General features: G+C 67.1%; 17 protein-coding genes. 10 read left to right on the top strand and 7 right to left on the bottom strand.

The features are described from left to right. Positions 1-157 precede the first annotated feature (157 nt). The gene (cmk, locus tag ACVOKU_RS14130) at positions 158-835 is read right to left on the bottom strand and encodes a (d)CMP kinase (RefSeq protein WP_053517740.1); all 678 of its coding nucleotides are present in this window, start codon (positions 833-835) and stop codon (positions 158-160) included. A 197-nt stretch (positions 836-1032) separates the two neighbouring features. Here cmk and ykgO point away from each other — a divergent pair, with 197 nt between their 5' ends. The 6 genes from ykgO (at position 1033) to ACVOKU_RS14100 (ending at position 5532) form a co-directional block, all read left to right on the top strand. Further along, a complete protein-coding gene (ykgO, locus tag ACVOKU_RS14125) occupies positions 1033-1158 on the top strand; it encodes a type B 50S ribosomal protein L36 (protein ID WP_005409283.1) in 126 nt (41 codons plus the stop codon). Positions 1159-1304: 146 nt separating this feature from the next. Beyond that, positions 1305-1634, top strand: a complete 330-nt coding sequence (locus ACVOKU_RS14120; RefSeq protein WP_053517741.1) for a hypothetical protein — start codon at positions 1305-1307, stop codon at positions 1632-1634. 39 nt (positions 1635-1673) lie between these two features. Continuing rightward, the gene (locus ACVOKU_RS14115; protein WP_180877199.1) at positions 1674-2711 is read left to right on the top strand and encodes an agmatine deiminase family protein; all 1038 of its coding nucleotides are present in this window, start codon (positions 1674-1676) and stop codon (positions 2709-2711) included. Positions 2712-2875: 164 nt separating this feature from the next. Beyond that, a complete protein-coding gene (locus tag ACVOKU_RS14110) occupies positions 2876-3763 on the top strand; it encodes a carbon-nitrogen hydrolase (protein WP_053517744.1) in 888 nt (295 codons plus the stop codon). A 13-nt stretch (positions 3764-3776) separates the two neighbouring features. Beyond that, a complete protein-coding gene (locus ACVOKU_RS14105) occupies positions 3777-4307 on the top strand; it encodes a GNAT family N-acetyltransferase (RefSeq protein ID WP_065181332.1) in 531 nt (176 codons plus the stop codon). A 4-nt stretch (positions 4308-4311) separates the two neighbouring features. Next, positions 4312-5532, top strand: coding sequence for a TraB/GumN family protein (locus ACVOKU_RS14100; RefSeq protein WP_481560227.1), 1221 nt, complete (start codon positions 4312-4314; stop codon positions 5530-5532). Between the two features lie 188 nt (positions 5533-5720). Here the strand turns inward: ACVOKU_RS14100 and ACVOKU_RS14095 are convergent, their stop codons facing one another. Genes ACVOKU_RS14095 through ACVOKU_RS14085 form a run of 3 tightly spaced genes read right to left on the bottom strand, consistent with a single transcriptional unit; the run spans position 5721 to position 13458 of the window. Then, positions 5721-8798: an efflux RND transporter permease subunit gene (locus tag ACVOKU_RS14095; protein ID WP_481560226.1), complete on the bottom strand. Its 3078-nt coding sequence runs from the start codon at positions 8796-8798 to the stop codon at positions 5721-5723. Continuing rightward, complete coding sequence (locus tag ACVOKU_RS14090; protein ID WP_481560230.1) at positions 8795-12256, bottom strand: efflux RND transporter permease subunit; 3462 nt, start codon at positions 12254-12256, stop codon at positions 8795-8797. The genes ACVOKU_RS14095 and ACVOKU_RS14090 overlap by 4 nt, the downstream gene beginning before the upstream one ends. 56 nt (positions 12257-12312) lie before the next feature. Further along, entirely contained in the window at positions 12313-13458 is a 1146-nt protein-coding gene (locus tag ACVOKU_RS14085) for an efflux RND transporter periplasmic adaptor subunit (protein ID WP_053517749.1), read from the bottom strand. Positions 13459-13663: 205 nt separating this feature from the next. Between ACVOKU_RS14085 and ACVOKU_RS14080 the strand changes: the two genes are divergently transcribed. Together ACVOKU_RS14080 and ACVOKU_RS14075 are read left to right on the top strand one after the other, a co-directional pair. After that, the gene (locus ACVOKU_RS14080; protein ID WP_053517750.1) at positions 13664-14056 is read left to right on the top strand and encodes a c-type cytochrome; all 393 of its coding nucleotides are present in this window, start codon (positions 13664-13666) and stop codon (positions 14054-14056) included. A 9-nt stretch (positions 14057-14065) separates the two neighbouring features. Next, entirely contained in the window at positions 14066-14527 is a 462-nt protein-coding gene (locus tag ACVOKU_RS14075) for a c-type cytochrome (protein ID WP_053517751.1), read from the top strand. Positions 14528-14910: 383 nt separating this feature from the next. On the opposite strand, the gene ACVOKU_RS14070 is transcribed toward ACVOKU_RS14075, so the two are convergent. Both ACVOKU_RS14070 and ACVOKU_RS14065 read right to left on the bottom strand, forming a co-directional pair. Beyond that, the gene (locus ACVOKU_RS14070; RefSeq protein WP_459061912.1) at positions 14911-16791 is read right to left on the bottom strand and encodes an ATP-binding cassette domain-containing protein; all 1881 of its coding nucleotides are present in this window, start codon (positions 16789-16791) and stop codon (positions 14911-14913) included. Between the two features lie 51 nt (positions 16792-16842). Then, entirely contained in the window at positions 16843-17718 is an 876-nt protein-coding gene (locus ACVOKU_RS14065) for a LysR family transcriptional regulator (RefSeq protein ID WP_065181327.1), read from the bottom strand. Positions 17719-17819: 101 nt separating this feature from the next. Between ACVOKU_RS14065 and ACVOKU_RS14060 the strand changes: the two genes are divergently transcribed. Together ACVOKU_RS14060 and dbpA are read left to right on the top strand one after the other, a co-directional pair. Next, a complete protein-coding gene (locus ACVOKU_RS14060) occupies positions 17820-18899 on the top strand; it encodes a YeiH family protein (RefSeq protein ID WP_481560225.1) in 1080 nt (359 codons plus the stop codon). Positions 18900-18968: 69 nt separating this feature from the next. Further along, positions 18969-20345, top strand: coding sequence for an ATP-dependent RNA helicase DbpA (gene dbpA, locus ACVOKU_RS14055; protein WP_481560224.1), 1377 nt, complete (start codon positions 18969-18971; stop codon positions 20343-20345). An 80-nt stretch (positions 20346-20425) separates the two neighbouring features. Here dbpA and ACVOKU_RS14050 read toward each other — a convergent pair whose 3' ends face one another. Continuing rightward, positions 20426-20962, bottom strand: a complete 537-nt coding sequence (locus tag ACVOKU_RS14050) for an adenine phosphoribosyltransferase (RefSeq protein WP_065175040.1) — start codon at positions 20960-20962, stop codon at positions 20426-20428. Between the last annotated feature and the right edge of the window lie 178 nt (positions 20963-21140).

Raw genomic sequence — 21140 nt, 5'->3', positions numbered from 1 at the left:
GGGGATGGGCGACCGCCCGCCTGTTGGTCGACCCCGGAAAAGCAGGTCGTGTGTGAAGTAGGAAAACCGCCACGCATCATTGCGCGACGGAGCTTGTACAGCACTGCTATTGCGCGACCACCACCGATGCGGCTGGCAGTGCTCCCGCGCGAACGGATCAGGCAGCCGGAACCGGAAGCAGATCCATCACTCGGGCAACGACATCTGCGATGCCGATGCCTGTGGTGTCGATGAGGACGGCATCGTCTGCCGGCTTCAGGGGCGCCACGGTACGCTGAGCATCACGGGCGTCGCGGGCCATGATCTCGCGCAGGAGGTCATCAAAGTTAACAGAAACCCCCTTGTCTTTCAACTGCTTATGCCGGCGCTCGGCGCGCTCTTCGGCACTGGCGGTCAGGAACACCTTGTAGGGGGCATCCGGGAAGATCACCGTACCCATGTCGCGACCGTCCGCGACCAGGCCCGGCAGCTCCCTGAATGCGCGCTGCCGCTCCTTCAGGGCCGCCCGGACTTCGGGAATGGCCGCGATGGCCGACGCCAGCGCGCCGGTGGTCTCCAGCCGCAGTTCGTCGGTGGCATCGCTGCCATTGACCAGGACCCGCATCGCGTCACCCTGTTCAACAAACTGAACATGGGTATCGAACGTGCACCGCACCAGTGCCGAGGCGTCGGAGGTATCGATGTCGGCCCAGCTGGCGGCCACGCCCACCGCCCGGTACAGGGCGCCTGAATCCAGGTAATGCCAGCCCATCCGGCGCGCCACGATGCGGCTGATGGTACCCTTGCCGGCCCCTGATGGGCCGTCGATGGTCAGGACGGGAGCGAGTGGATTCATGGGGGTCCCAGTACGTGTGAAGGGGGCATTCTAGCCCCTGCCAGACACCCCGCGACGGATCTTTTGTGCAACCACTTGAAACCATGAGGAAAAGCCCGGTAGAATGGCGGGCTTGAACGAGCGTCAACTGCCGATTGTCTTTCGCATATCGCGGCCACGCTCCACCCGAACAACTACTGTTTACGCCGAGGTATGCCATGAAAGTCCTGTCCTCCCTGAAGTCGGCGAAGGCCCGTCACCGTGACTGCAAGGTCGTCCGTCGCCGTGGCAAGATCTTCGTGATCTGCAAGTCGAACCCGCGTTTCAAGGCGCGTCAGCGCTGAGCCCAACAGCCTTCGTGGCTGCGGCTGGTCCCGCGCGGGACCGACCCGATGCAAAAAGCCGCCTTCGGGCGGTTTTTTGTTTATGCGGCTTTTTCCTGCCGATTTTGCTGTAATCGCCTTTCTTGACCACTGGGGAGTAGATCGAGATGAAGCGTTACCTGTCCACCCTGGCCGTGCTGGCCACTCTGGCTGCCGCCACGCCGGCCCTGGCCGACACTCTGCTTGTCGACCGCGCCCGCGAGAAGCCGGCCGGCGCCCTGCCCCTTCGTGGCCAGTCCATGCAGCAGGTGCAGAGCCAGTTCGGTGCGCCCAGCGAGCAGCTGCAGCCGCGCGGCGGGCAGAAGCGGCAATGGCCGACCATCAACCGCTGGGTGTACCCACAGTTCACTGTCTACTTCGAGAAGCAGAAGGTGATCGACGTGGTGGCCAACCAGGCGGACCCGAACGAAATCGGCCCGAAACCGCCGATCCGTTGACCCCTTTACCCGCCCCGGGCGGGCCTGTGTAGCGAGACCATGAACCAGACCCTTCGTTTTCCTGCCGAGTGGGAAGCCCAGAGCGGCGTCCTGATTGCCTGGCCCACCGCCGATACCGACTGGGCCGACCGCCTGGGACAGGTGGAGGAAACCTATATCGCACTGGTTGCAGCGATCACCCGCTTCCAGCCGGTGCTGATCTGCGTGGCCGATGACGATGTGGAGACCTATGCCGAAATGCGGCTGCGCTCCAACCGCATCGACATGGACAGGGTGCACTTCACCACGGCGGCCTACGACGACACCTGGCTGCGCGACTCGGGCCCGATCACCCTGCGACGTGCCGACGGCGGTTTCCAGCTGCTGGACTTCCGCTTCACCGGCTGGGGCGGCAAGTTCGATGCCACCCTCGACGATCAGCTGGTGGGCGCGCTCGACCAGGCCGGCGTTTTCAACGACGCGCCGGTGCGCAGCATCCCGTTCGCACTGGAAGGCGGCGCCATCGAAACCGACGGTGAAGGTACCCTGCTGACCACCTGGAAGTGCCTGCACGAACGCCACCCGGATCGTGACCGCGCCAGCCTGAGCACCGACCTCGCCGACTGGCTGCAGCAGGAGCGCGTGCTGTGGCTCGACCACGGCTACCTGGAAGGCGACGATACCGATGCCCACATCGATACCCTCGCCCGCTTCGCCTCGGCGGACAGCATCGTCTACCAGGCCTGCGACGACGAGAACGACTCACACTACGCCGAGCTGCAGGCGATGGGCAGGGAGCTGGCTGCGCTGCGCACCCGTGACGGTCAGCCATACCGCCTGTTCCCGCTGCCGTGGGCACAGCCGGTAATCGACGAAGGCCGCCGCCTGGCGGCCTCGTACGCCAACTACCTGATCGTCAACGGCGCGGTGCTGATGCCGGCGTACGGTGATCCGGCCGACGATCTGGCCCGCGACGTGCTGGCCAAGGCCCATCCGGGCCGCGAGATCGTCCAGGTGCCCTGCCGCTCGCTGATCTGGCAGAACGGCAGCCTGCACTGCATCACCATGCAGCTGCCGGAAGGCCTGCTGAAGGCGTAGCACGATGCGGTAGCGCCGGGCCACGCCCGGCGAGCACAGCGGCATTCGGTTCGTACGCCGGGCATGGCCCGGCGATACCGGCTGCGTGCACCTGTTCAGCGGCCGACACGCTGCGGCATCGCATACGCGCTAACATGCGGGTTTTCCCCCGCAGGAACACCCGCATGAACTCGCGCAGCCCGCTTACCGTCGCCCTGATCCAGGAGCGCAACCACGGCGATGCCGCCGCCAATCTGGCGGTGATCGAGGCACGCGTGGCCGAAGCGGCAGCGCAGGGCGCCAAGCTGGTGCTGCTGCAGGAACTGCACAACGGCCCCTACTTCTGCCAGCACGAGTCGGTTGACGAGTTCGATCTGGCCGAACCGATCCCGGGCCCGAGCACCGAGCGCCTGGGTGCGCTGGCGAAGAAGCATGGCGTGGTGCTGGTCGGTTCGCTGTTCGAGCGCCGCGCCGCCGGCCTGTACCACAACACCGCGGTGGTGTTCGAGAAGGACGGCACCCTGCTCGGCAAGTACCGCAAGATGCACATCCCGGACGATCCGGGTTTCTACGAGAAGTTCTACTTCACCCCGGGCGACATCGGCTTCACCCCGATCGACACCTCGGTGGGCCGCCTGGGCGTGCTGGTGTGCTGGGACCAGTGGTATCCGGAGGCGGCGCGCCTGATGGCGCTTGCCGGCGCCGAACTGCTGCTGTACCCGACTGCGATCGGCTGGGACCCGGACGACGTGCAGGACGAGAAGACCCGCCAGCGCGATGCCTGGGTACTGAGCCACCGTGGCCATGCCGTCGCCAACGGCCTGCCGGTGCTGAGCTGCAACCGCGTCGGCCATGAGGCCTCGCCTCTGGGCGCGTCGGGCATCCAGTTCTGGGGCAACAGCCACGTGCTCGGCCCGCAGGGCGAGTTCCTGGCCGAAGCCGGCACCGATGCCGCTGTGCTGGTATGCGACGTCGACCTGCAGCGCAGCGAGCACGTGCGCCGCATCTGGCCGTTCCTGCGCGATCGCCGCATCGATGCCTACGGCGATCTGCTCAAGCGCTACATCGACTGAACCGGAGCCGCGCATGGCCGTCCTCATCCGTGATGCCGGCCCGGCCGACATCGCCGCGATCACCGCGATCTACGCGGTCGAAGTGACCGACTTCGTCAACACGTACGAGTACGACATCCCGGACCAGGCCGAGATGCTGCGCCGCATGCGCGACATCATCGACCGCGGTTTTCCCTATCTGGTCGCCGAGATCGACGGCCAGGTCGCCGGCTACGCCTACGCCAACACCTACCGCACGCGCATTGCCTACCAGTGGACCGTGGAGAACTCGGTCTATGTCGATGCACGGTTCCAGGGCCAGGGCGTCGGCACCGGCCTGTTGCAGGCGCTGATCGACGCATGCGTCGCACGTGGCTTCCGGCAGATGGTGGCGGTGATCGGCGAACCGACCAATACCGCTTCGATCAGGCTGCACGAGCGTTTCGGCTTCGAGCTGGTCGGCGTGTTCCGCGGCCTCGGCCGCAAGCACGGCCGCTGGCTGGACACCGTGCAGATGCAACGCGCGCTCGGCGACGGCGCCGACTCCGCACCTTCCAATGAATGACTCCATGACCGAAATCCTTCCCGAGACCGACGACGATCTGTTCGCCGGCCAGCCGGTGCGCGTCGTTGAACGCGACGGCGTGCGCTACACCCTGCTGGGCACCGCCCACGTTTCCCACGCCAGCGTCGAGGCGGTGGAGAAAGCAATCAACAGCGGCCGCTTCGATGCCGTCGCGGTCGAACTGGACCCCCAGCGCCTGCAGGCCCTGAGCGATCCGGACACGTTGGCCAAGCTGGACCTGGTCGAGGTGATCCGCAAGGGTCGAGTTGCCCTGTTCGCCGCCAACCTGGCGCTTTCCGCCTACCAGCGTCGTCTGGCCGAACAGCTCGGCATCGAGCCGGGTGCGGAACTGAAGCGCGCCGTCGAACTGGGGCGTGAGCGCGGCCTGCCCGTCCACCTGATCGACCGAGAGGTGGGCCTGACCTTCCGCCGCGCCTCGCAGCGGCTGGGCTTCTTCGGCAAGCTGAAGCTGGTTGCGGGCCTGGGCGCCGGCCTGTTCTCATCGGAAGAGGTGGGCGAAAACGAAATCGAGAAGCTCAAGCAGGGCGACATGCTGGAGTCGAGCTTCGGCGAGTTCGCGACCGAGAATCCCGCGCTGTACGAAACCATCATCGGCGAGCGCGACCGCTACATGGCCACGCGCCTGCGCGAAGAACACGACCCGCGGCAGCGCGAAGTCCTGGCGGTGGTCGGCGCCGGCCATCTGGCAGGCCTGGCGCGATACCTCGAAACGGATACCGATGCACCGGCACCGTTGCGCGCCGAACTCGAAGCCGTGCCGAAGAAGCGCAACATCCCGTGGTTCACGCTGGGCATCCTTGCCATCGTCGTCACCGGCATCGCCGTCGGCTTCTACCGCGGAGGCCTGGGCGTGGGCACCGAACTGCTGGCCACGTGGGCGATGTACACCGGCGGCCTGGCCGGCCTCGGCTGTCTGCTGGCCGGCAGTCACCCGCTGAGCATTCTCACGGCGATCGTGGTCGCCCCGTTCAAGCCGTTCCGGCTCAGCATTCCCACCGGCGCGTTCTCGGCGCTGGTCGAGGCACGCCTGCGCAAGCCGGCGTACCAGGATTTCCTGCAGCTGCGCGACGATGCACAGTCGTTGAAGGGCTGGTACCGCAATCGGGTCACCCGCGTGGTGCTGACGTTCATGCTGACCAATCTCGGCAGCATGCTCGGCCTGTGGCTGACCGGCTTCCAGGTGTGGGGCAAGGTCGCAGGTTGATTGCAACGCCCCGCCGGGCATGGCCCGGCGCTACCGCGTGGCGGCGAATTGCGACACCCGGCGATACCGCGAGGCGGTGATGGTAGCGCCGGGCCATGCCCGGCAAAAAAAGGGGAGGCCGCCCCACTACGACCGGCCTCCCCACACCACAACACGTTGTCGTTCCCCGTAGTCCGGCAAGCTCGACGCTAGGCGGCCGTTGCCGCCACCTTTTCCAGGCCGCGCGCGCGGCGGATCAGCCGCGTCACGGCATTGCGCAGGTCGTCCAGCACCGCGTAGATCGTCGGCAGGAACAGCAGGCTGACCACGGTCGAGAACGCCAGTCCACCGGCGATGGCTCGGGCCATCGGCGCGTACTCCGGGCCGTCGCCGAACATCTGCGTGTTGGTCAGCGAAATCGGCACCATCGCCAGGATCGCCGTTCCCATGGTCATCATGATCGGGCGCAGGCGCTCGCGTGAGCCCTCCACCAGGGCCTGGGTACGCCCCATGCCGCTGCGCCGGAGGTTGTTGATGTGCTCGATCATCACGATGCCGTTGTTCACCACCACGCCCATCAGCACCAGGATGCCGATGAAGGACATGATTCCGAACGAGGTGCCGGTGATCCAGAACAGCCAGAACACGCCGAAGATCGAGAACAGCACGCCGCTCATGATCGCCGCCGGGAACAGCAGCGATTCGAACACCGCCGCCATCACCACGTAGATCATCACCAGCGCGATGAGCAGGTTGAACACCATCTGCTGCATCGCCTCGTCATCGTTGCCATAGTCGCCGCCATCGAAGGTGTAGCCATAGCCGGCCGGGAAGCTCATCGGCTTGAGTACGGCCTCGATCGCCTTGCGTCCGTCCGGTGCGGTGACCTTCTCGGCCAGGTTGGCCTTGATCGTCAGCGTGGTCTGCCGGTTGGTGCGGCCGATCTGGGTGGCGGACGAACCGACATCGACGCTGACCAGACTCAGCAGCGGCACGCTGCGGCCGTCGCCGGTACGCACGCTGAAGCCGGCCAGGTCCTCCGGACTGCTCTGCTCGGCTCCGGCGAAGCGCACCCAGACCGGCACCTCGTTGTCGCCTCGCCGGAACTCACGCATCGGTGCACCGCGCAATGCCAGGCCGACAAAGCTGGCCACCTGCTCGGCGTTGAAGCCGAAGGCGGCGGCACGCTCGCGATCGACGCGCACCTTGAGTTCACCGCCCTTCTCGCCATTGTCGATGCGCACGTCGCGCAGCTCCGCACGCTGGGCCAGCAGGGGCAGCACTTCCTGGCCGATTTCCTGCAGCATGCTGCTGGAATCGCCGATCAACTGCACCTGCACGCCCTGGTTGCCGCCACCACCATCACCGCCCTGGTTGCCGACGAAGTAGTCGGTACGCGCGGACTTCGGCAGGCCCTTGCGCAGCTCCTCCTGCAGTGACTTGATGTCCTTGGCGTACTTCTCGTCCAGGGTGACGACCGTCGAGCTGCCTTCCTGCTCGCTGTACCAGGAGTACACCTGCTTGACGTGCAGGCGCTCACGGTTCTCGTCGATCCAGTTCTCCACCCGCGCCACTTCCTCGGACATCTGCCGGTAGGTGTAGGCACCCTTCCACATGTAGCCGATGAAGATGTCCTTGCCACCTTCACCACCGAACATGTCCACCTTGGTCAGTTTCATCGGCACCAGGCTGACGGCCACCACCAGCACGATGCCCAGCAGGCTCCAGCCACGATGGTGCAGCGACCAGTCCAGCACCTGCGCGTAGCGCCGCTGCAGGCGCGCGATCAGTCCGGTCTGCGAGTGCACCAGCTTGGGCGTGGCCATGCGCGCGGACAGCATTGGAATCAGGCTGACCGCCACCAGCCACGACGCCAGCAGCGATACCGAAATGGTGATCGCGATCTGGGCCATGAAGATGCTGATGTTGTTGGTCTCGCCGAACAGGTTCGGCACGAACACGATGCAATGGCACAGGGTGCCGGCGCTGAGCGCGATGGCGACGTTGCGGGTGCCGATGATCGAGGCCAGCCGTGGCTGTCCCGGCATGCGCTCGCGCTCCTGGTAGATGCTCTCCACCACCACCACGGCGTTGTCCACCAGCATGCCCACCGCCAGCAGCAGGCCCATCATGGTCAGGATGTTCAGCGTCACCCCGACGAAGTACATGAAGCCCAGGGTGATGGTGAAGCAGATCGGGATGGCCAGCGTCACCATCAGCGTGGACGGCCAGTGGCGCAGGAAGAAGAACAGCACCGTCACCGACAGGATCAGGCCGACCGCACCGGCTTCGGCCAGCTCCAGCAGCGAGGAGGTCACCGCCTTGCCCTGGTTGTCGATGACCTTGATCTGCACATCGCGCATCGAGTCCTGTGCGCGGATCGATTCGACTTCGGCCAGCGCCGCGCGCGAGACGTCGACCAGATTGGCGCTGCGCTCCTTGAAGATATCCAGGCCCACTGCCGGGTTGCCATCCAGGCGGCGGCCATAATTCATCCGCGCCGGCTTCAGCCGCACATCGGCAATGTCACCCAGCCGCAGGCCCTTGGCGTTGATCACCAGGTCGCGCAGTTCCTGCAGGTCGGTGATCTCGCCGACCGGTTGCACGCGCACACGCTGGCCGTTGTCATCGATCTGCCCGGCCGAGATCGAGAAGTTCAGCGTGCGCAACCGTTCGCTCAGCTCGTTGATGCTCAGCCCGTGCGCGTTGAGCCGGTTGGGATCGATCGCGATCTCGACTTCATTCGGCGGTGCACCGGTGATGTCCACGCGCGCAACGCCCGGAATGCGCTCGATGCGCCGCTTGAACTCGCGGTCGAGCATGTCATAGGCGGTCGTCAGGTCGGTGGTGCTGGCCAGGCGCACCTTCAGCACCGGCTGGTCGCTGCTGGACCACTTGAACACGTTGTAGCGCTGCAGGTCGTCAGGCAGGTCGCTGCGGATCGCATCGATACGTTCGCGCGCGTCGGAAGCGGCGATGGCGATGTCACGGTCCCAGTCGCTGAACTCGATGAAGATCAGCGCCGCTTCGGACGTGGCCGAGGAGCGCATGCGCTTGATCCCGGTCATCGTTGCCAATGACTCTTCCACCGGCCGGATGATGGTCCGCTCCACTTCTTCCGGTGTCGAGCCCGTGTACGGAATCTGCACGAACAGGAACGGCGCGGAGATGTCCGGCAGAGCCTCCAGTGGCAGCCGGAATGAAGCGATCAGGCCGATCACCACCAGCGATACGAAGCACATGATGGTGGTGACCGGACGGCGGATGGAGAACTCGGCGACACTCATGCCGGCTCCTCGCCGCCGACGCGGCCACCTTCTCGGATTCGCAGTCCGTCGCCGGCGTGCTTGCGGCCGCGTTCGCGGTAGTAAGCGTCGCCGCGGCGATCCATCAGGTCGTAGACCACCGGGATCACCAGCAGGGTCAGCAGGGTGGAGACCAGCAGGCCGCCGATCACGGTGATCGCCATCGGCGCACGTACTTCAGCGCCCTCGCCCATCGCCACCGCCAGTGGCAGGAAGCCGAACAGCGTGCACAGGGTGGTCATGATGATCGGACGCAGGCGCGAGCGCGCGCCTTCCACCAGCGCCTCGTGCTTGGCCACCCCGGCCTCGCGCAGCTGGTTGACCTTGTCGATCAGGATGATCGCGTTCTTGGTGACCAGTCCCACCAGCAGGATCAGGCCGATGAACACCACCACCGAGATCGGCTTGCCGGTCAGCATCAGCGCCAGGATCGCGCCGACCAGCGCCAGCGGGATGGTGAACAGGATCACGAACGGATGCAGCAGCGATTCGAACTGCGACGCCATCACCAGATAGACCAGGAAGATCGCCAGTCCGAAGGCGAAGATCAGCGACGTTGCCGCCTGCGCCAGTTCCTCGCCCTGGCCACCGATATGCAGGCCGACGCCCGCACCAAGCGGCTGTTCGGCGACCATCTGCTGCACTTCGCGCATGGCCGCGCCCAGATCGATGTCACGCAGGTTGGCCGAGACCACCGCGACGCGGGTCTGATCGGCACGGTGGATCTCGCTCGGACCGGTGGTGGCCACCACGTCGGCCACGGCGTCCAGGGTGACCGGACGGGTACTGCCCGGGTTGACGATCAAGCGGCGGATGCTCTCCACGCTGGCCCGGTCGCCTTCCTGTGCCCGTACCAGCACGTCGATCTTGCGGTCGCGGAAGCTGTAGCGGGTGGCCACATCGCCGCGCACCTTCTTCACCACGACGTCGGCGATCTGGCGGGTGGTCAGGCCCAGTGCACCGGCGCGCTCCTGGTCGAAGCGGATCTGGATCTCCGGGAAGCCCTCCTCCACCGTCGACTTCACGTCGGCGTAGTGCGCATTGCCGCGCAGCAGGGCAGCCAGCCGCTGGCCAGCCTGCTCCAGCGTGGCCATGTCCTGACCACGCAGTTCGATTTCCAGCGGGGTGGAGAAGCTGAACAGCGCCGGCCGCGCGAAGTCGACCTGCGCGCCGGGGTGCCCGGCCATGGTGCCACGCAGGCGCTCGGTGATGGCCGCTTCGGTGCGCGCATCCCCACCGCCTTCCATCACCACGGTCAGCTTGCCGATGTTCTCGCCGCTCTCGGTCGGGCTTGCGTCCAACCGGGTACCGCTGCCACTGACGCCGTACAGCGAGGCCACGCCCTCGCCCTTGCCGTGCGCCAGCTGCAGTTCGCGCACCAGTGCATCGGTCTGCTTCAACGGCGTGCCGGCCGGCAGCTTGACGGTCATCTCGAAGCGGTCCTGCGCCAGCTGCGGGATGAGGTCGGCGCCCAGCATCGGCACCAGCGCCATGGTGGCTGCAAACGCCAGCGCGGCCAGGCCCAGCACCTTGCCGGGGTGCGCCAGCGCGCTCGGCAACAGCCGCAGGTAGCCACGTTCGGCCCCCGCATAGGGCTTCATCGCGATATCGCTGGCCTTGCGCATGACCGGACCGATCACGGCGGCAACGCCGCGGCAGGCACGCACCACCAGCCAGGCCAGCGCATAGAAGGTCCAGCGCACCGCAGCGACGAAGCCACGACGGCCGGCTGCAACGGGCTTCTGCCAGCGACGCTCCGGCTGCCACGCCTCGCTGGCGGGCTCTTCGGGGAACGCCAGCGGCGGCCGCCCCTTCAGCGAGCTGAGCATCGGAATGAGTGTCATCGATACCAGCAGCGAAATGGCGATGGCGATCGCCACGGTCAGCGCCTGGTCGCGGAACAGCTGGCCGGCGATACCGTCGACGAACACCAGTGGCAGGAACACCGCGATGGTGGTCAGGGTGGAGGCGACCACTGCCATGCTCACTTCGCGGGTGCCTTCGATCGCGGCCTGCAGGATGCCCAGCCCGCGCTCGCGCGCCTTGGCGATGCTCTCCAGCACCACGATCGAATCGTCCACCACCAGGCCCGTCGCCAGCGCCAGGCCGCCCAGCGACATGACGTTCAGGCTGAGACCCAGCTGGCCCATGAAGAAGAACGTGGCGATGATCGACACCGGCAGCGACAGGCTGATGACGAACGTGCTCCAGCCATCGCGGAGGAACAGGAAGATGATCAGGATCGCCAGCAGGCCGCCGATCACCGCATCCTTCTTGACGTCGCTGATCGCATGCTCGATGAAGCGCGACTGGTCCTCGATGGTGGTCAGTTCGGCATCGCCGGGGAACGTGCCCTTGATCTGCTCCAGACGCTTGCGCAGCGCTTCGGCGGTGGCGACGGTGTTGGCGTCGCCTTCCTTGTAGATCGCCAGCTCGACCGATTCCTTGCCGCCCAGGCGGATGATCGCTTCACGCTCCTTGTAGCCCTGGCGCACGGTGGCCACGTCCTTCAACCGGACAGGAACGCCATTGGCGACCACGCTGGAGCCACCGCCGGACGATGCGCTCTGTGCGGCCGAGGCTGCGGCGATGGCCGCAGCGGAACCGGTGGAGGCGGCGATGTTGAACATCTGCTGCAGCGCGGAGTCTGCCGCACTGCCATTGGACGCCTGGGTGGTGACCAGCAGGTTGCGGATCTCCTCCAGATCGGCGAACTGGTTGACGGTACGCACCAGGAAGCGCTGCGAGCCCTCTTCCAGCCGACCGCCGGAGATGTTGATGTTCTCGTCCTTCAGGCGCTTGATGACGGTATCGATCGGCAGATTCAGCTGCGCGAGCTTCTGCTGGTCGATGTCGACCTGGATCTCGTCCTCCAGGCCGCCGCCGACCTTGACCGCCGCCACGCCGGTGACCGGTTCCAGCTTCTTCTTCAGATCCTCGTCGGCGTAGCGGCGCAGGATGGTCAGCTCGCGGATGGCGTCGGCATCGCTGGACGGCGCCGCCTTGCTGGACAGCACCAGGCGCATGATCGGCTCGGTGGACGGATTGAAGCGCAGCAGCACCGGGGCTTTCGCCTCCAGCGGCAGGTTCAGCGCTTCCATCTTGTCGCGCACCTCCAGGCTGGCCTGGTCCATGTTGGTGCCCCAGGCGAACTCCAGCACCACATCGCTCTGGCCGGTGCGCGAGACCGACTTCAGCTTGCGCAGGTTCTTGACCACGCCCACGGCTTCTTCCACCGGCTGGGTGATCAGGGTTTCGATCTCGGTCGGTGCCGCACCGGTGTATTCGGTGCGTACCGTCAGCGTCGGGTAGCTCAGGTCCGGCAGCAGGTTGACCTTGAGGCTGCCCAGCGCAATCAGGCCGAACAGCAGCAGGGTGACCGTGCACATGGCAATGGTGACGCGGCGGCGGGTAGCGAACTCCACCAGGCCGCCACGCATGCCGGCGGCGGCGCTTTCGCCGTGGGGCGAAGCACCGTGGTCGTGGTCAGGATGGCTCATTGCCGGCTCCCGGCCTTGTCTGCCGGCTTGGCCGAGGCCGTCGCCGTCTTCGCCTTCGGATCAGCGATCACCTGCACGGCGGTGCCGTCGCGCAGCGCGACCTTGCCTGCGGTGACCACCTGGTCTCCGGCCGCCAGTCCATCACGGATCTCCACCCATGGCCCCTCCGCGTAACCCAGCTTGACCGGAACGCGTGCGACCTTGCCGTCGCGCACCCGGAACACCGCCGGCTCACCATCGTCGAGCAGCGCCAGGCGCGGCACGACCAGGGCGTCGGCACGCTGGTCGTAATCGATGCGGATCCGGCCGAACATGCCCGGCTGCAGGGAATGGGCAGTGCCGTCGAAGGCACTGACAACACGGAACGTGCCGCTGCCCGAATCCACCACCGGTGCGATGCGATCAACGATGCCGGTGAAGCTCTGGCCCGGCAGTGCATCCGCCGACAGGGTCACCGGCTGGCCGGCACGCAGCGTTGCCAGCTCGCGTTCGGGAACGTTGAGGGTGGCTTCCAGGCGCGAGTTGTCGACGATGCGGAAGATCGGCGTGTTGATCTGCACGAAGTTGCCGGTCTTGATCGAGCGCGAGGCGATCACGCCGGAGATCGGTGCGACCACCGTGGTGTACGACAGCTCCAGCGTGGCCAGGCGATATTGCGCGCGCACGTTTTCCAGATCGAAGCGCAGCTGGTCGACGTCGGCGGCACTGACCATCTGCTGGCCGACCAGCTTCTGTGCGCGCTGGTAGTTGTTCTCGAGCTTGCGCATCTGTGCCTCGCTCTGGGCAACCGCCAGGCGTGCGCGGTCCGGATCGAGCCGTACCAGCGGCTGCCCCGCGCTGACCCGCTGGCCTTCCTCGACCAGCACCGCCAGCGCCACGCCAGAGGTCTTGGCAACCACCTGCGACTCGGCGCGCGGCTCCAGCGCGGCGGTGCCGGTGTAGCTGGCCGCCACCGCGCGGCGGCTGGCCACCGCGACCTCGACCGGCACGGACTCGACTTTTTTCTCATCCTTGGTTTCGGCGGCCTTGGCCTCGCTGTTGGGGCCCGCGGCGCAACCGCCCAGCATCAGCGTGGTGGAGATCAGCAGGGCGGCGGCGCAGAGTCCGCTGCGGCGGCCATGCAGGAAGATTGGGTGCGACATCGTCAGGTCCCTGGAGGATGCGTGGGCAGGTGTGGTAGCAAAGTAATGCACCACTTCACGGCAACACCATATCCCAAAGGTCATGGTGTCTTCACGCCGCTGGTCGGCCCACCCCCATTTCAGCTAGATGAAACCTGAGGCTATACTCGGGTCGTTCCGTACCCCACGCCGGAACGACCAGACCCGAATCCCCGGAAACGACATCATGCGCCCGCAGCCGCTCGCCGCTTGTCTCGCTCTGGCCGTCCTCCTGCCCCTCGGGGCCGCCGCACAGCCCGCTCCAGCTACCACGACCGCAGCACCCGCCCCAGCCCCGGCACCCGCCGCTGCTGCCGCCGCCGCACCTGCCGGCAATTACGACAATGGCCGGGTGCTGGCCTACACCTGCCAGGGGTGCCATGGCATCACCGGTTACAAGAACGCCTACCCGAGTTACCGGGTACCGAAGATCGGTGGCCAGACCCAGCAGTACCTGACCCAGGCCCTGACCGAGTACCGCCAGGGCAAGCGCCGGCATCCGACGATGCAGGCCCAGTCGATGAGTTTCAGCGAACAGGAGATCGCCGATCTCTCTGTTTACCTGTCCACCGTCAAGTAAGGCCCGCCCATGTCGAAAGCCGCGCATCCACTGCGTCATGCCATCGCCCTGTCCGTCGCCCTGCTGCTGGCGGCCTGCTCGCAGTCACAGGTGGAGAACAGCGAGAAATCCGCCGCCGATCCGGGCCATGCCAGCGGCGAGCACGGCTCTTCATCCTCGGCAGGCCTGCCCACCGGCCGTGAGGCTGCCGGTGAAGCCCGGGCCAAGGTGAAGGGCAAGGCCACCAATCAGAGCTGCATCGATTGCCATGGTGCCGACGGCAACGCCCCGATCGATCCGACCTACCCGAAACTGGGTGGGCAGTACGGTGATTACCTCGCGCATGCGCTGCAGGCCTACCGTTCCGGCGACCGCCAGCACGCGTTGATGACGCCGCAGGCGACGGACCTGAGCGATCAGGACATCGCCGACCTGGCGGCGTACTTCGGCAGCCGGCCAAGCCAGCTGCGGGATCTGCACGGGGTCAAATAGGATCAGGGCGCCGTGGCGCCCTTGCATCCCTGGCGCCGGGCCACGCCCGGCGGAACACCACAGGCCCGCGCTGCGCGCTCGCGGGGCATGGCCCCGCGCTACCCTCGCACTGCCTGCGTACCGGTAGCGCCGGGCCACGCCCGGCGGAACACCAGAAGCCCGCGCTACCCTCGCACCGCGGCTGCGTTCCGGTAGCGCCGGGCCATGCCCGGCGGAACGCCAGAAGCCCGCGCTGCGCGCTCGCGGGGCATGGCCCCGCGCTACCCTCGCACTGCCTGCGTACCGGTAGCGCCGGGCCATGCCCGGCGAAACACCACACGCCCGCGCTGTGCGCCCGCGGGGCATGGCCCCGCGCTACCGCGCACCGTCAGCGTCGGTCAAGATCAGCCTTCCAGCTCTTCCCAGCGCGCGTACGCGGCGTCCAGTTCAGCCTGCACCTTGGCCAGCTGCTGCGTGTGTGCCGTCACCTCGGCGCTGCTGCGGGTGTAGAACGAGGGATCATTCATCGCTGAGGTGAGGCCTTCGACGTCACCTTCCAGCTTCTCGATCGTCTTCGGCAGCTGCTCCAGTTCGCGCGCTTCCTTGTAGCTGAGCTTGCGCTTGGCCGCGGCAGGTTCCGCGGCAGCCACAGGCGCAGCCGCTGCCGCCGGCCTGGCAGCGGCGGGCACTGCTGCCACTGCGGTACTGGCCGCGTAGCGCTGCCAGTCGGTATAGCCTCCAACGTACTCGCCGATCACGCCGTCGCCCTCCATCACCAGCGTGGACGTCACCACGTTGTCGATGAAATCACGATCGTGGCTGACCAGCAGCAGCGTGCCGGTGTACTCGCCGAGCAGCTCTTCCAGCAGTTCAAGCGTTTCCACGTCCAGGTCGTTGGTGGGTTCGTCCATCACCAGCAGGTTGGACGGCTGCGCGAACAGCTTGGCCAGCAGCAGGCGGTTGCGCTCCCCACCGGACAGCCGGGTGATCGGCGCGCGCGCGCGCTCGGGCGTGAACATGAAGTCCTGCAGATAGGCATGCACGTGCTTGCGCTTGCCGTTGAACTCGAGGAAATCACGGCCTTCGGCCACGTTCTCGATGGCGCTCCAGTCTTCGCGCAACACGGCACGATACTGGTCGAAATAGGCCACCTGCAGGTTGGTGCCGGCGTTGACCTCGCCCTTCTGCGGCTGCAGTTCACCCAGCAGCAGCTTCAACAGGGTGGTCTTGCCGCTGCCGTTGGGGCCGATCAGGCCGATCCGGTCGCCGCGCAGGATGGTGGTGGTGAAGTCGCGGACCATGGTGCGGTCGCCGAACGCGAACGAAATGTCCTTGACGTCGATGACCTTCTTGCCGGAGCTCACGCCCTGTGCCGCTTCCATCCGGACATTGCCGCTCAGCTCGCGTCGCTGCGACCGTTCGGTGCGCATCGCTTTCAGCCGGCGCACGCGACCTTCATCGCGGGTGCGGCGCGCCTTGATGCCCTGCCGGATCCACACTTCTTCCTGTGCCAGCAGCTTGTCGAAGCGCGCGTTCTCCTGCGCCTGCGCGTTGAGGCGCTCTTCGCGGCGGCGTTCGTAGTTGGCCCAGTCGCCGGGCCAGCTGGTGACCTGACCGCGATCGATCTCGACGATGCGGGTGGCCAGCGCACGCAGAAAGCGGCGGTCATGGGTGACGAACACCACGCTGCCGCTCCAGCCCTTCAGGAACGCTTCCAGCCAGTCGATGGCTTCGATGTCCAGGTGGTTGGTCGGCTCGTCCAGCAGCAGCAGGTCCGGGCTGGAGACCAGCGCGCGGCCCAGCAGGACGCGGCGCTTCATGCCACCGGACAGGCGCGCGAACTCCGCATCGCCATCCAGGTCGAGCTTGGTCAGTGTCTCGGCCACGCGCTGGTCCAGACCCCAGCCATTGGCCGCGTCGATCTTGGCCTGCACCCGGCCGAGCGCATCGCCGTCGAACTCGTCGGCATGGCTGAGGTGGTGGAACTCGGCCAGCCACTGGCCCAGCTCACCCAGGCCATCGGCCACCACGTCGAACACCGAGCCGGCCGCGCCGTGCGGCACTTCCTGTTCCAGGCGGGTCACACGGACGCCCTGCTGGACGCGTACTTCGCCGTCATCGGGCTTGTGGTCGCCGGACAGCAGCTTGAGCAGGGTGGATTTGCCGGCGCCGTTGCGGCCGATCAGGGCGATGCGTTCACCCGGCTCGATCGACAGTTCGGCTTTTTCCAGCAACAACGGGCCGCCGACGCTGAAGTCGACGTTCTGCAGAGTAATCAGAGGCATCCGGATATTGTACGGGTTGGGGGCGCCGGCCGGGCTGCTCCCGGAGATCGATCAGCCCACCTCCCCCAGCAACGCCTGCAGACCCGGCAACCATTGCTTGCCGGGGTGGCGCACCAGCCACAGCGTGCGCTGCAGCGCGGGTAGCGGGGTATCCAGCACACGCAGGCGACCCAGTGCCAGCGGCTCCTCCAATGCGTGACGTGACAGGCAGGCCACGCCGAGGCCGGCAATCGCGGCTTGCTTGATCGCCTCGGTATTGCCCAGCTGCAGGGTCTGCGCGAAACCGCGCAGATGCGGCAGAAGCGCCTGCTCCACGGCCTCGCGGGTGCCGGACCCGGGTTCGCGCAGCAGCCAGCGCGCCGCGCGCAGATCCTCCAGCGACCAGCGCGCCGCCGCGTCGGCGGCGGCAACGATCACCAGCGGATCCTGCTGCCACGCGGTCACCTGCAAACCCCGCTCGTGGCATGGCCCCTCGATCAGGCCGGCATCCACATCCAGCCGCTGGACGGCGGCGACCACGCCGGCGCTGTTGTCGATGCGCAGATCGACTTCCGCCTGTGGCGCCTGCCGCAACAGGTCGGCGATGCGCGCCGGCAGCAGGTAGTTGCCGATGGTGGTGCTGGCCGCCAGCACCAGCCGCAACGGTGCCCCCTGCGCGGGGTCCCCGCCGGCAGCGAGCTGGCGCTCGAGATCAACGGCATTGACCAGCAGCGCGCGGGCCGGTTCCAGCAGCGCGCGGCCATGGCCGTTCAGCACCAGGCGGCGACCGACACGGTCGAACAGGGGCGTGCCGAAGTGCGCCTCCAGCTCCTGCAGGGCCGCACTGCTGGCCGACTGCGAGAGCGCGATGGCCTGGCCGGCCGCGGATGTGCTTCCGTGGTCGGCAATGGCGACGAAGACCTGTAGCTGGCGCAGAGTCAGGCGCATATCCTTTACCTATAAAGCAGGTAGATTCTACTTATATTATTCGTTTTACAGGTCATTGGCGCAGGCGCACGCTTTTCATCGTTCCCCACACCGGTCCCGCCATGAGCACCTCCGCCCCCTCCACCTGGTCCCTGCCCGTTCTGCGGCAGCGCTGGCAGCCGCGCCTGCCCGGGCTGCTGCTGGCGGGCCTGCTCGCTGCGGCATCGCTTCATCTGGCGGACCTGCCATGGCTGCAGGCGCATGGCCTGAGCGCGCTGACCGTGGCGATCGTCGCCGGTATCGCGGTCGGCAATACCCTCTACCCGCGGCTGGCGCCGCGCAGCGCGGCAGGCATCGGCTTCGCCAAGCACTGGCTGCTGCGTGCCGGCATTGTGCTGTATGGCCTGCGCCTGACGTTCCAGGACATCGGCCATGTCGGCGTCGCCGGCGTGCTGATGGACGTGCTGGTGGTCGCCAGCACATTTGGCCTGGCCTGTTGGCTGGGCACGCGCGTGTTCAGGATGGAGCGTGAGGCGGCGATGCTGATCGGCGCCGGCAGTGCCATCTGCGGCGCGGCGGCAGTGATGGCGGCCGAGCCGGTGGTGCGTGGTCGTGCAGCACAGGTAACGGTGGCGGTATCGACCGTGGTGGTGTTCGGTACGCTTGCCATGTTCCTGTATCCGGCGCTGTATGCATTGCTGCAGTCGCACGGCTGGCTGGCGATGGACGCGCGGCAGTACGGCCTGTTCACCGGGGCCACCGTGCACGAAGTGGCGCAGGTGGTGGCTGCCGGCCGTGCCGTGGGTGAGGCGGCTGCCGATACCGCCGTCATCACCAAGATGGTCCGGGTGATGCTGCTTGCGCCCTTCCTGGTCGTGCTGTCGCTCTGGCTGTCACGCGGCAGCAGGGCAACGCCTGAGGGCAGCAAGGCCCGCATCGTCGTGCCGTGGTTCGCGTTCGGTTTCGTCGCCGTGGCCGGCGTGAACTCGCTGCAGCTGCTGCCCGCCGGGCTTCACGCGGCGCTGATGCAGCTGGACACGGTGCTGCTGGCGATGGCGATGGCGGCGCTGGGCGTGACCACCCATGTCTCCGCGCTGCGCCAGGCGGGCCTGAAGCCGCTGCTGCTGGCGCTGCTCCTGTTCGCCTGGCTGCTGTTCGGTGGCCTGGCGATCCACCAGGGCGTGCTGGCGATGCTGCACTGAGCGCAGGTCTGCCGATACGGCCGCTGCCCCGGGAGACGGGGACGGCCGCGCGCGCAGGTACAATGCGCCATGACTGATTTCTCGACCCTGCCGCTGAGCCCGGCCCTGCAGCCCGGCCTGGATGCCCTCGGCTACACCACCCTGACCCCTGTGCAGGCCCAGAGCCTGCCCGCCATCCTCGATGGCCGCGACGTGATCGCGCAGGCTCCGACCGGCAGCGGCAAGACCGCTGCGTTCGGCCTGGGGCTGCTGCAGGCGATCGATCCGAGCCTGATCCGCGTACAGGCGCTGGTGCTGTGCCCGACCCGCGAACTGGCCGACCAGGTCGGCAAGCAGATCCGCAAGCTGGCCACCGGCATCCCCAACCTGAAGCTGCTGCTGCTGGTCGGCGGCGTACCGCTGGGACCGCAGCTCGCCTCGCTGGAAGGCCACGACCCGCACGTGGTGGTCGGCACCCCTGGCCGCGTGCAGGAGCTGGCACGCAAGCGCGCGCTGAATCTTGGCGCGGTGCGCACGCTGGTGCTGGACGAAGCCGATCGCATGCTCGACATGGGCTTTGAAGAGCCCATCCGCGAAATCGCCGGACGCACCCACAAGGACCGGCAGAGCCTGCTGTTCTCGGCCACCTTCCCCGACAGCATCCGTGCCATTGCACGTGATCTGCTGCGCGATGCCGTTGAAGTCACGGTGGAAGGCGCTGACCAGGCGCCGGCCATCCGCCACCTGTTCTGCGAGGTCGAGCCGGCCCATCGGCAGAAGGCGCTGGCCGGCCTGCTGCTCAAGTACACGCCCGAATCGGCGGTGGTGTTCTGCAATACCCGCAAGGACGTGGACGAGGTCGCCCATTCGCTGCAGCAGTTCGGCTTCTCGGCGCTGGCCCTGCACGGTGACATGGAGCAGCGCGACCGTGAGGAAGTGCTGCTGCTCCTGGCCAACCGCAGCTGCAACGTGCTGGTCGCCAGCGACGTCGCCGCGCGCGGTCTGGACGTGGAAGAGCTGGCGGCGGTGATCAACTACGAGCTGCCGACCGATGTCGAAAGCTACCAGCACCGCGTTGGACGTACCGGCCGTGCCGGCGCCAGCGGCCTGGCCATCAGCCTGGTGGCGGGCCGCGAGAAGAGCCGCGCCGAAGCGATCCAAGCACAGATGGGGCACGCGCTGGACTGGCAGAAGACGCCGCTGGCGACGTCACGCCCCACCGAGTTGCCGCAGGCAGCGATGCGCACCCTGCGCATCGACGGTGGCAAGACAGACAAGCTTCGCCCGGGCGACATCCTCGGCGCCTTGACCGGCGACGCAGGACTGTCGGGCAAGTTCATCGGCAAGATCGCGATCTTCCCGACCCGCTCCTACGTGGCGATCGCGCGCGAGCAGGCCAGCAAGGCCGTAGCGAAACTGGAGGCCGGCAAGATCAAGGGCCGCCGCTTCCGCGTACGGATGATGTAAGGCCCAGCGACAGGTAGCGCCGGGCCATGCCCGGCGACAGTCTCAGAACAGGTAGCGCCGGGCCATGCCCGGCGGCAGTCTCAGAACACCAGCTCGGTATGCAGCGGCAGGTCCGCCTGCCAACGGGCGCGGCCACCCAGGCCATCCAGCTCGACCAGGACGCCGGCACCGACCACGTCCACGCCCAGCCGCCGCACCAGCGACAATGCGGCCACCAGCGTGCCGCCGGTCGCCAGCACGTCGTCGATGATCGCCACGCGCGCGCCGGCCGCCAGCGCATCGGCATGCACTTCGATGCAGTCGCTGCGGTACTCCAATGTGTATTCCTCGCGCAGCACCTGGCCGGGCAGCTTGCCCGGCTTGCGCACCGGCACGAAGCCCACGCCCAGTTCCAGTGCCATCGCGGCGCCCAGGATGAAACCACGCGATTCGATACCCACCACCGCGTCCAGCTTCTGGTCGCGCCAGCGGTCGGCCATCGCACGGATGGCATCACGGAAGTCTTCGCCGTGCGCGAGCAGCGGCATGATGTCCTTGAACAGGATGCCGGGCTTGGGGAAGTCGGCGATGTCGCGCAGGCGCGAGGCCCACTGCGGAGCGACGATAGCGTCGGTCATGTCACGTCGGATGTCTGATGGCGGCATAGGGTACCCGTTCCCGGCGCGGCCTGCCTGGCTGGGCTGCGCCCGGCGCCTGCAGAGGCGTCAAGCCAAGGCAAAGGCAGAAGCTGGTTTCCTGCGGGATGCGGGGTGGGTCGTGGAGTCAGATCCGTTCTCCGCAGGAAAACGGATCTGA

Source organism: Stenotrophomonas sp. STEN147, from assembly GCF_056757995.1.
Note: the sequence above shows the minus strand (reverse complement) of the source record. Positions and strands in the feature narration are given on the sequence as shown.

What these genes read in the sequence shown, in the direction of transcription:
- cmk (WP_053517740.1), bottom strand. Translation starts at nt 835, where the DNA reads ATGAATCCACTCGCTCCCGTCCTGACCATCGACGGCCCATCAGGGGCC.
- ykgO (WP_005409283.1), top strand. Translation starts at nt 1,033, where the DNA reads ATGAAAGTCCTGTCCTCCCTGAAGTCGGCGAAGGCCCGTCACCGTGAC.
- ACVOKU_RS14120 (WP_053517741.1), top strand. Translation starts at nt 1,305, where the DNA reads ATGAAGCGTTACCTGTCCACCCTGGCCGTGCTGGCCACTCTGGCTGCC.
- ACVOKU_RS14115 (WP_180877199.1), top strand. Translation starts at nt 1,674, where the DNA reads ATGAACCAGACCCTTCGTTTTCCTGCCGAGTGGGAAGCCCAGAGCGGC.
- ACVOKU_RS14110 (WP_053517744.1), top strand. Translation starts at nt 2,876, where the DNA reads ATGAACTCGCGCAGCCCGCTTACCGTCGCCCTGATCCAGGAGCGCAAC.
- ACVOKU_RS14105 (WP_065181332.1), top strand. Translation starts at nt 3,777, where the DNA reads ATGGCCGTCCTCATCCGTGATGCCGGCCCGGCCGACATCGCCGCGATC.
- ACVOKU_RS14100 (WP_481560227.1), top strand. Translation starts at nt 4,312, where the DNA reads ATGACCGAAATCCTTCCCGAGACCGACGACGATCTGTTCGCCGGCCAG.
- ACVOKU_RS14095 (WP_481560226.1), bottom strand. Translation starts at nt 8,798, where the DNA reads ATGAGTGTCGCCGAGTTCTCCATCCGCCGTCCGGTCACCACCATCATG.
- ACVOKU_RS14090 (WP_481560230.1), bottom strand. Translation starts at nt 12,256, where the DNA reads ATGCGTGGCGGCCTGGTGGAGTTCGCTACCCGCCGCCGCGTCACCATT.
- ACVOKU_RS14085 (WP_053517749.1), bottom strand. Translation starts at nt 13,458, where the DNA reads ATGTCGCACCCAATCTTCCTGCATGGCCGCCGCAGCGGACTCTGCGCC.
- ACVOKU_RS14080 (WP_053517750.1), top strand. Translation starts at nt 13,664, where the DNA reads ATGCGCCCGCAGCCGCTCGCCGCTTGTCTCGCTCTGGCCGTCCTCCTG.
- ACVOKU_RS14075 (WP_053517751.1), top strand. Translation starts at nt 14,066, where the DNA reads ATGTCGAAAGCCGCGCATCCACTGCGTCATGCCATCGCCCTGTCCGTC.
- ACVOKU_RS14070 (WP_459061912.1), bottom strand. Translation starts at nt 16,791, where the DNA reads ATGCCTCTGATTACTCTGCAGAACGTCGACTTCAGCGTCGGCGGCCCG.
- ACVOKU_RS14065 (WP_065181327.1), bottom strand. Translation starts at nt 17,718, where the DNA reads ATGCGCCTGACTCTGCGCCAGCTACAGGTCTTCGTCGCCATTGCCGAC.
- ACVOKU_RS14060 (WP_481560225.1), top strand. Translation starts at nt 17,820, where the DNA reads ATGAGCACCTCCGCCCCCTCCACCTGGTCCCTGCCCGTTCTGCGGCAG.
- dbpA (WP_481560224.1), top strand. Translation starts at nt 18,969, where the DNA reads ATGACTGATTTCTCGACCCTGCCGCTGAGCCCGGCCCTGCAGCCCGGC.
- ACVOKU_RS14050 (WP_065175040.1), bottom strand. Translation starts at nt 20,962, where the DNA reads ATGACCGACGCTATCGTCGCTCCGCAGTGGGCCTCGCGCCTGCGCGAC.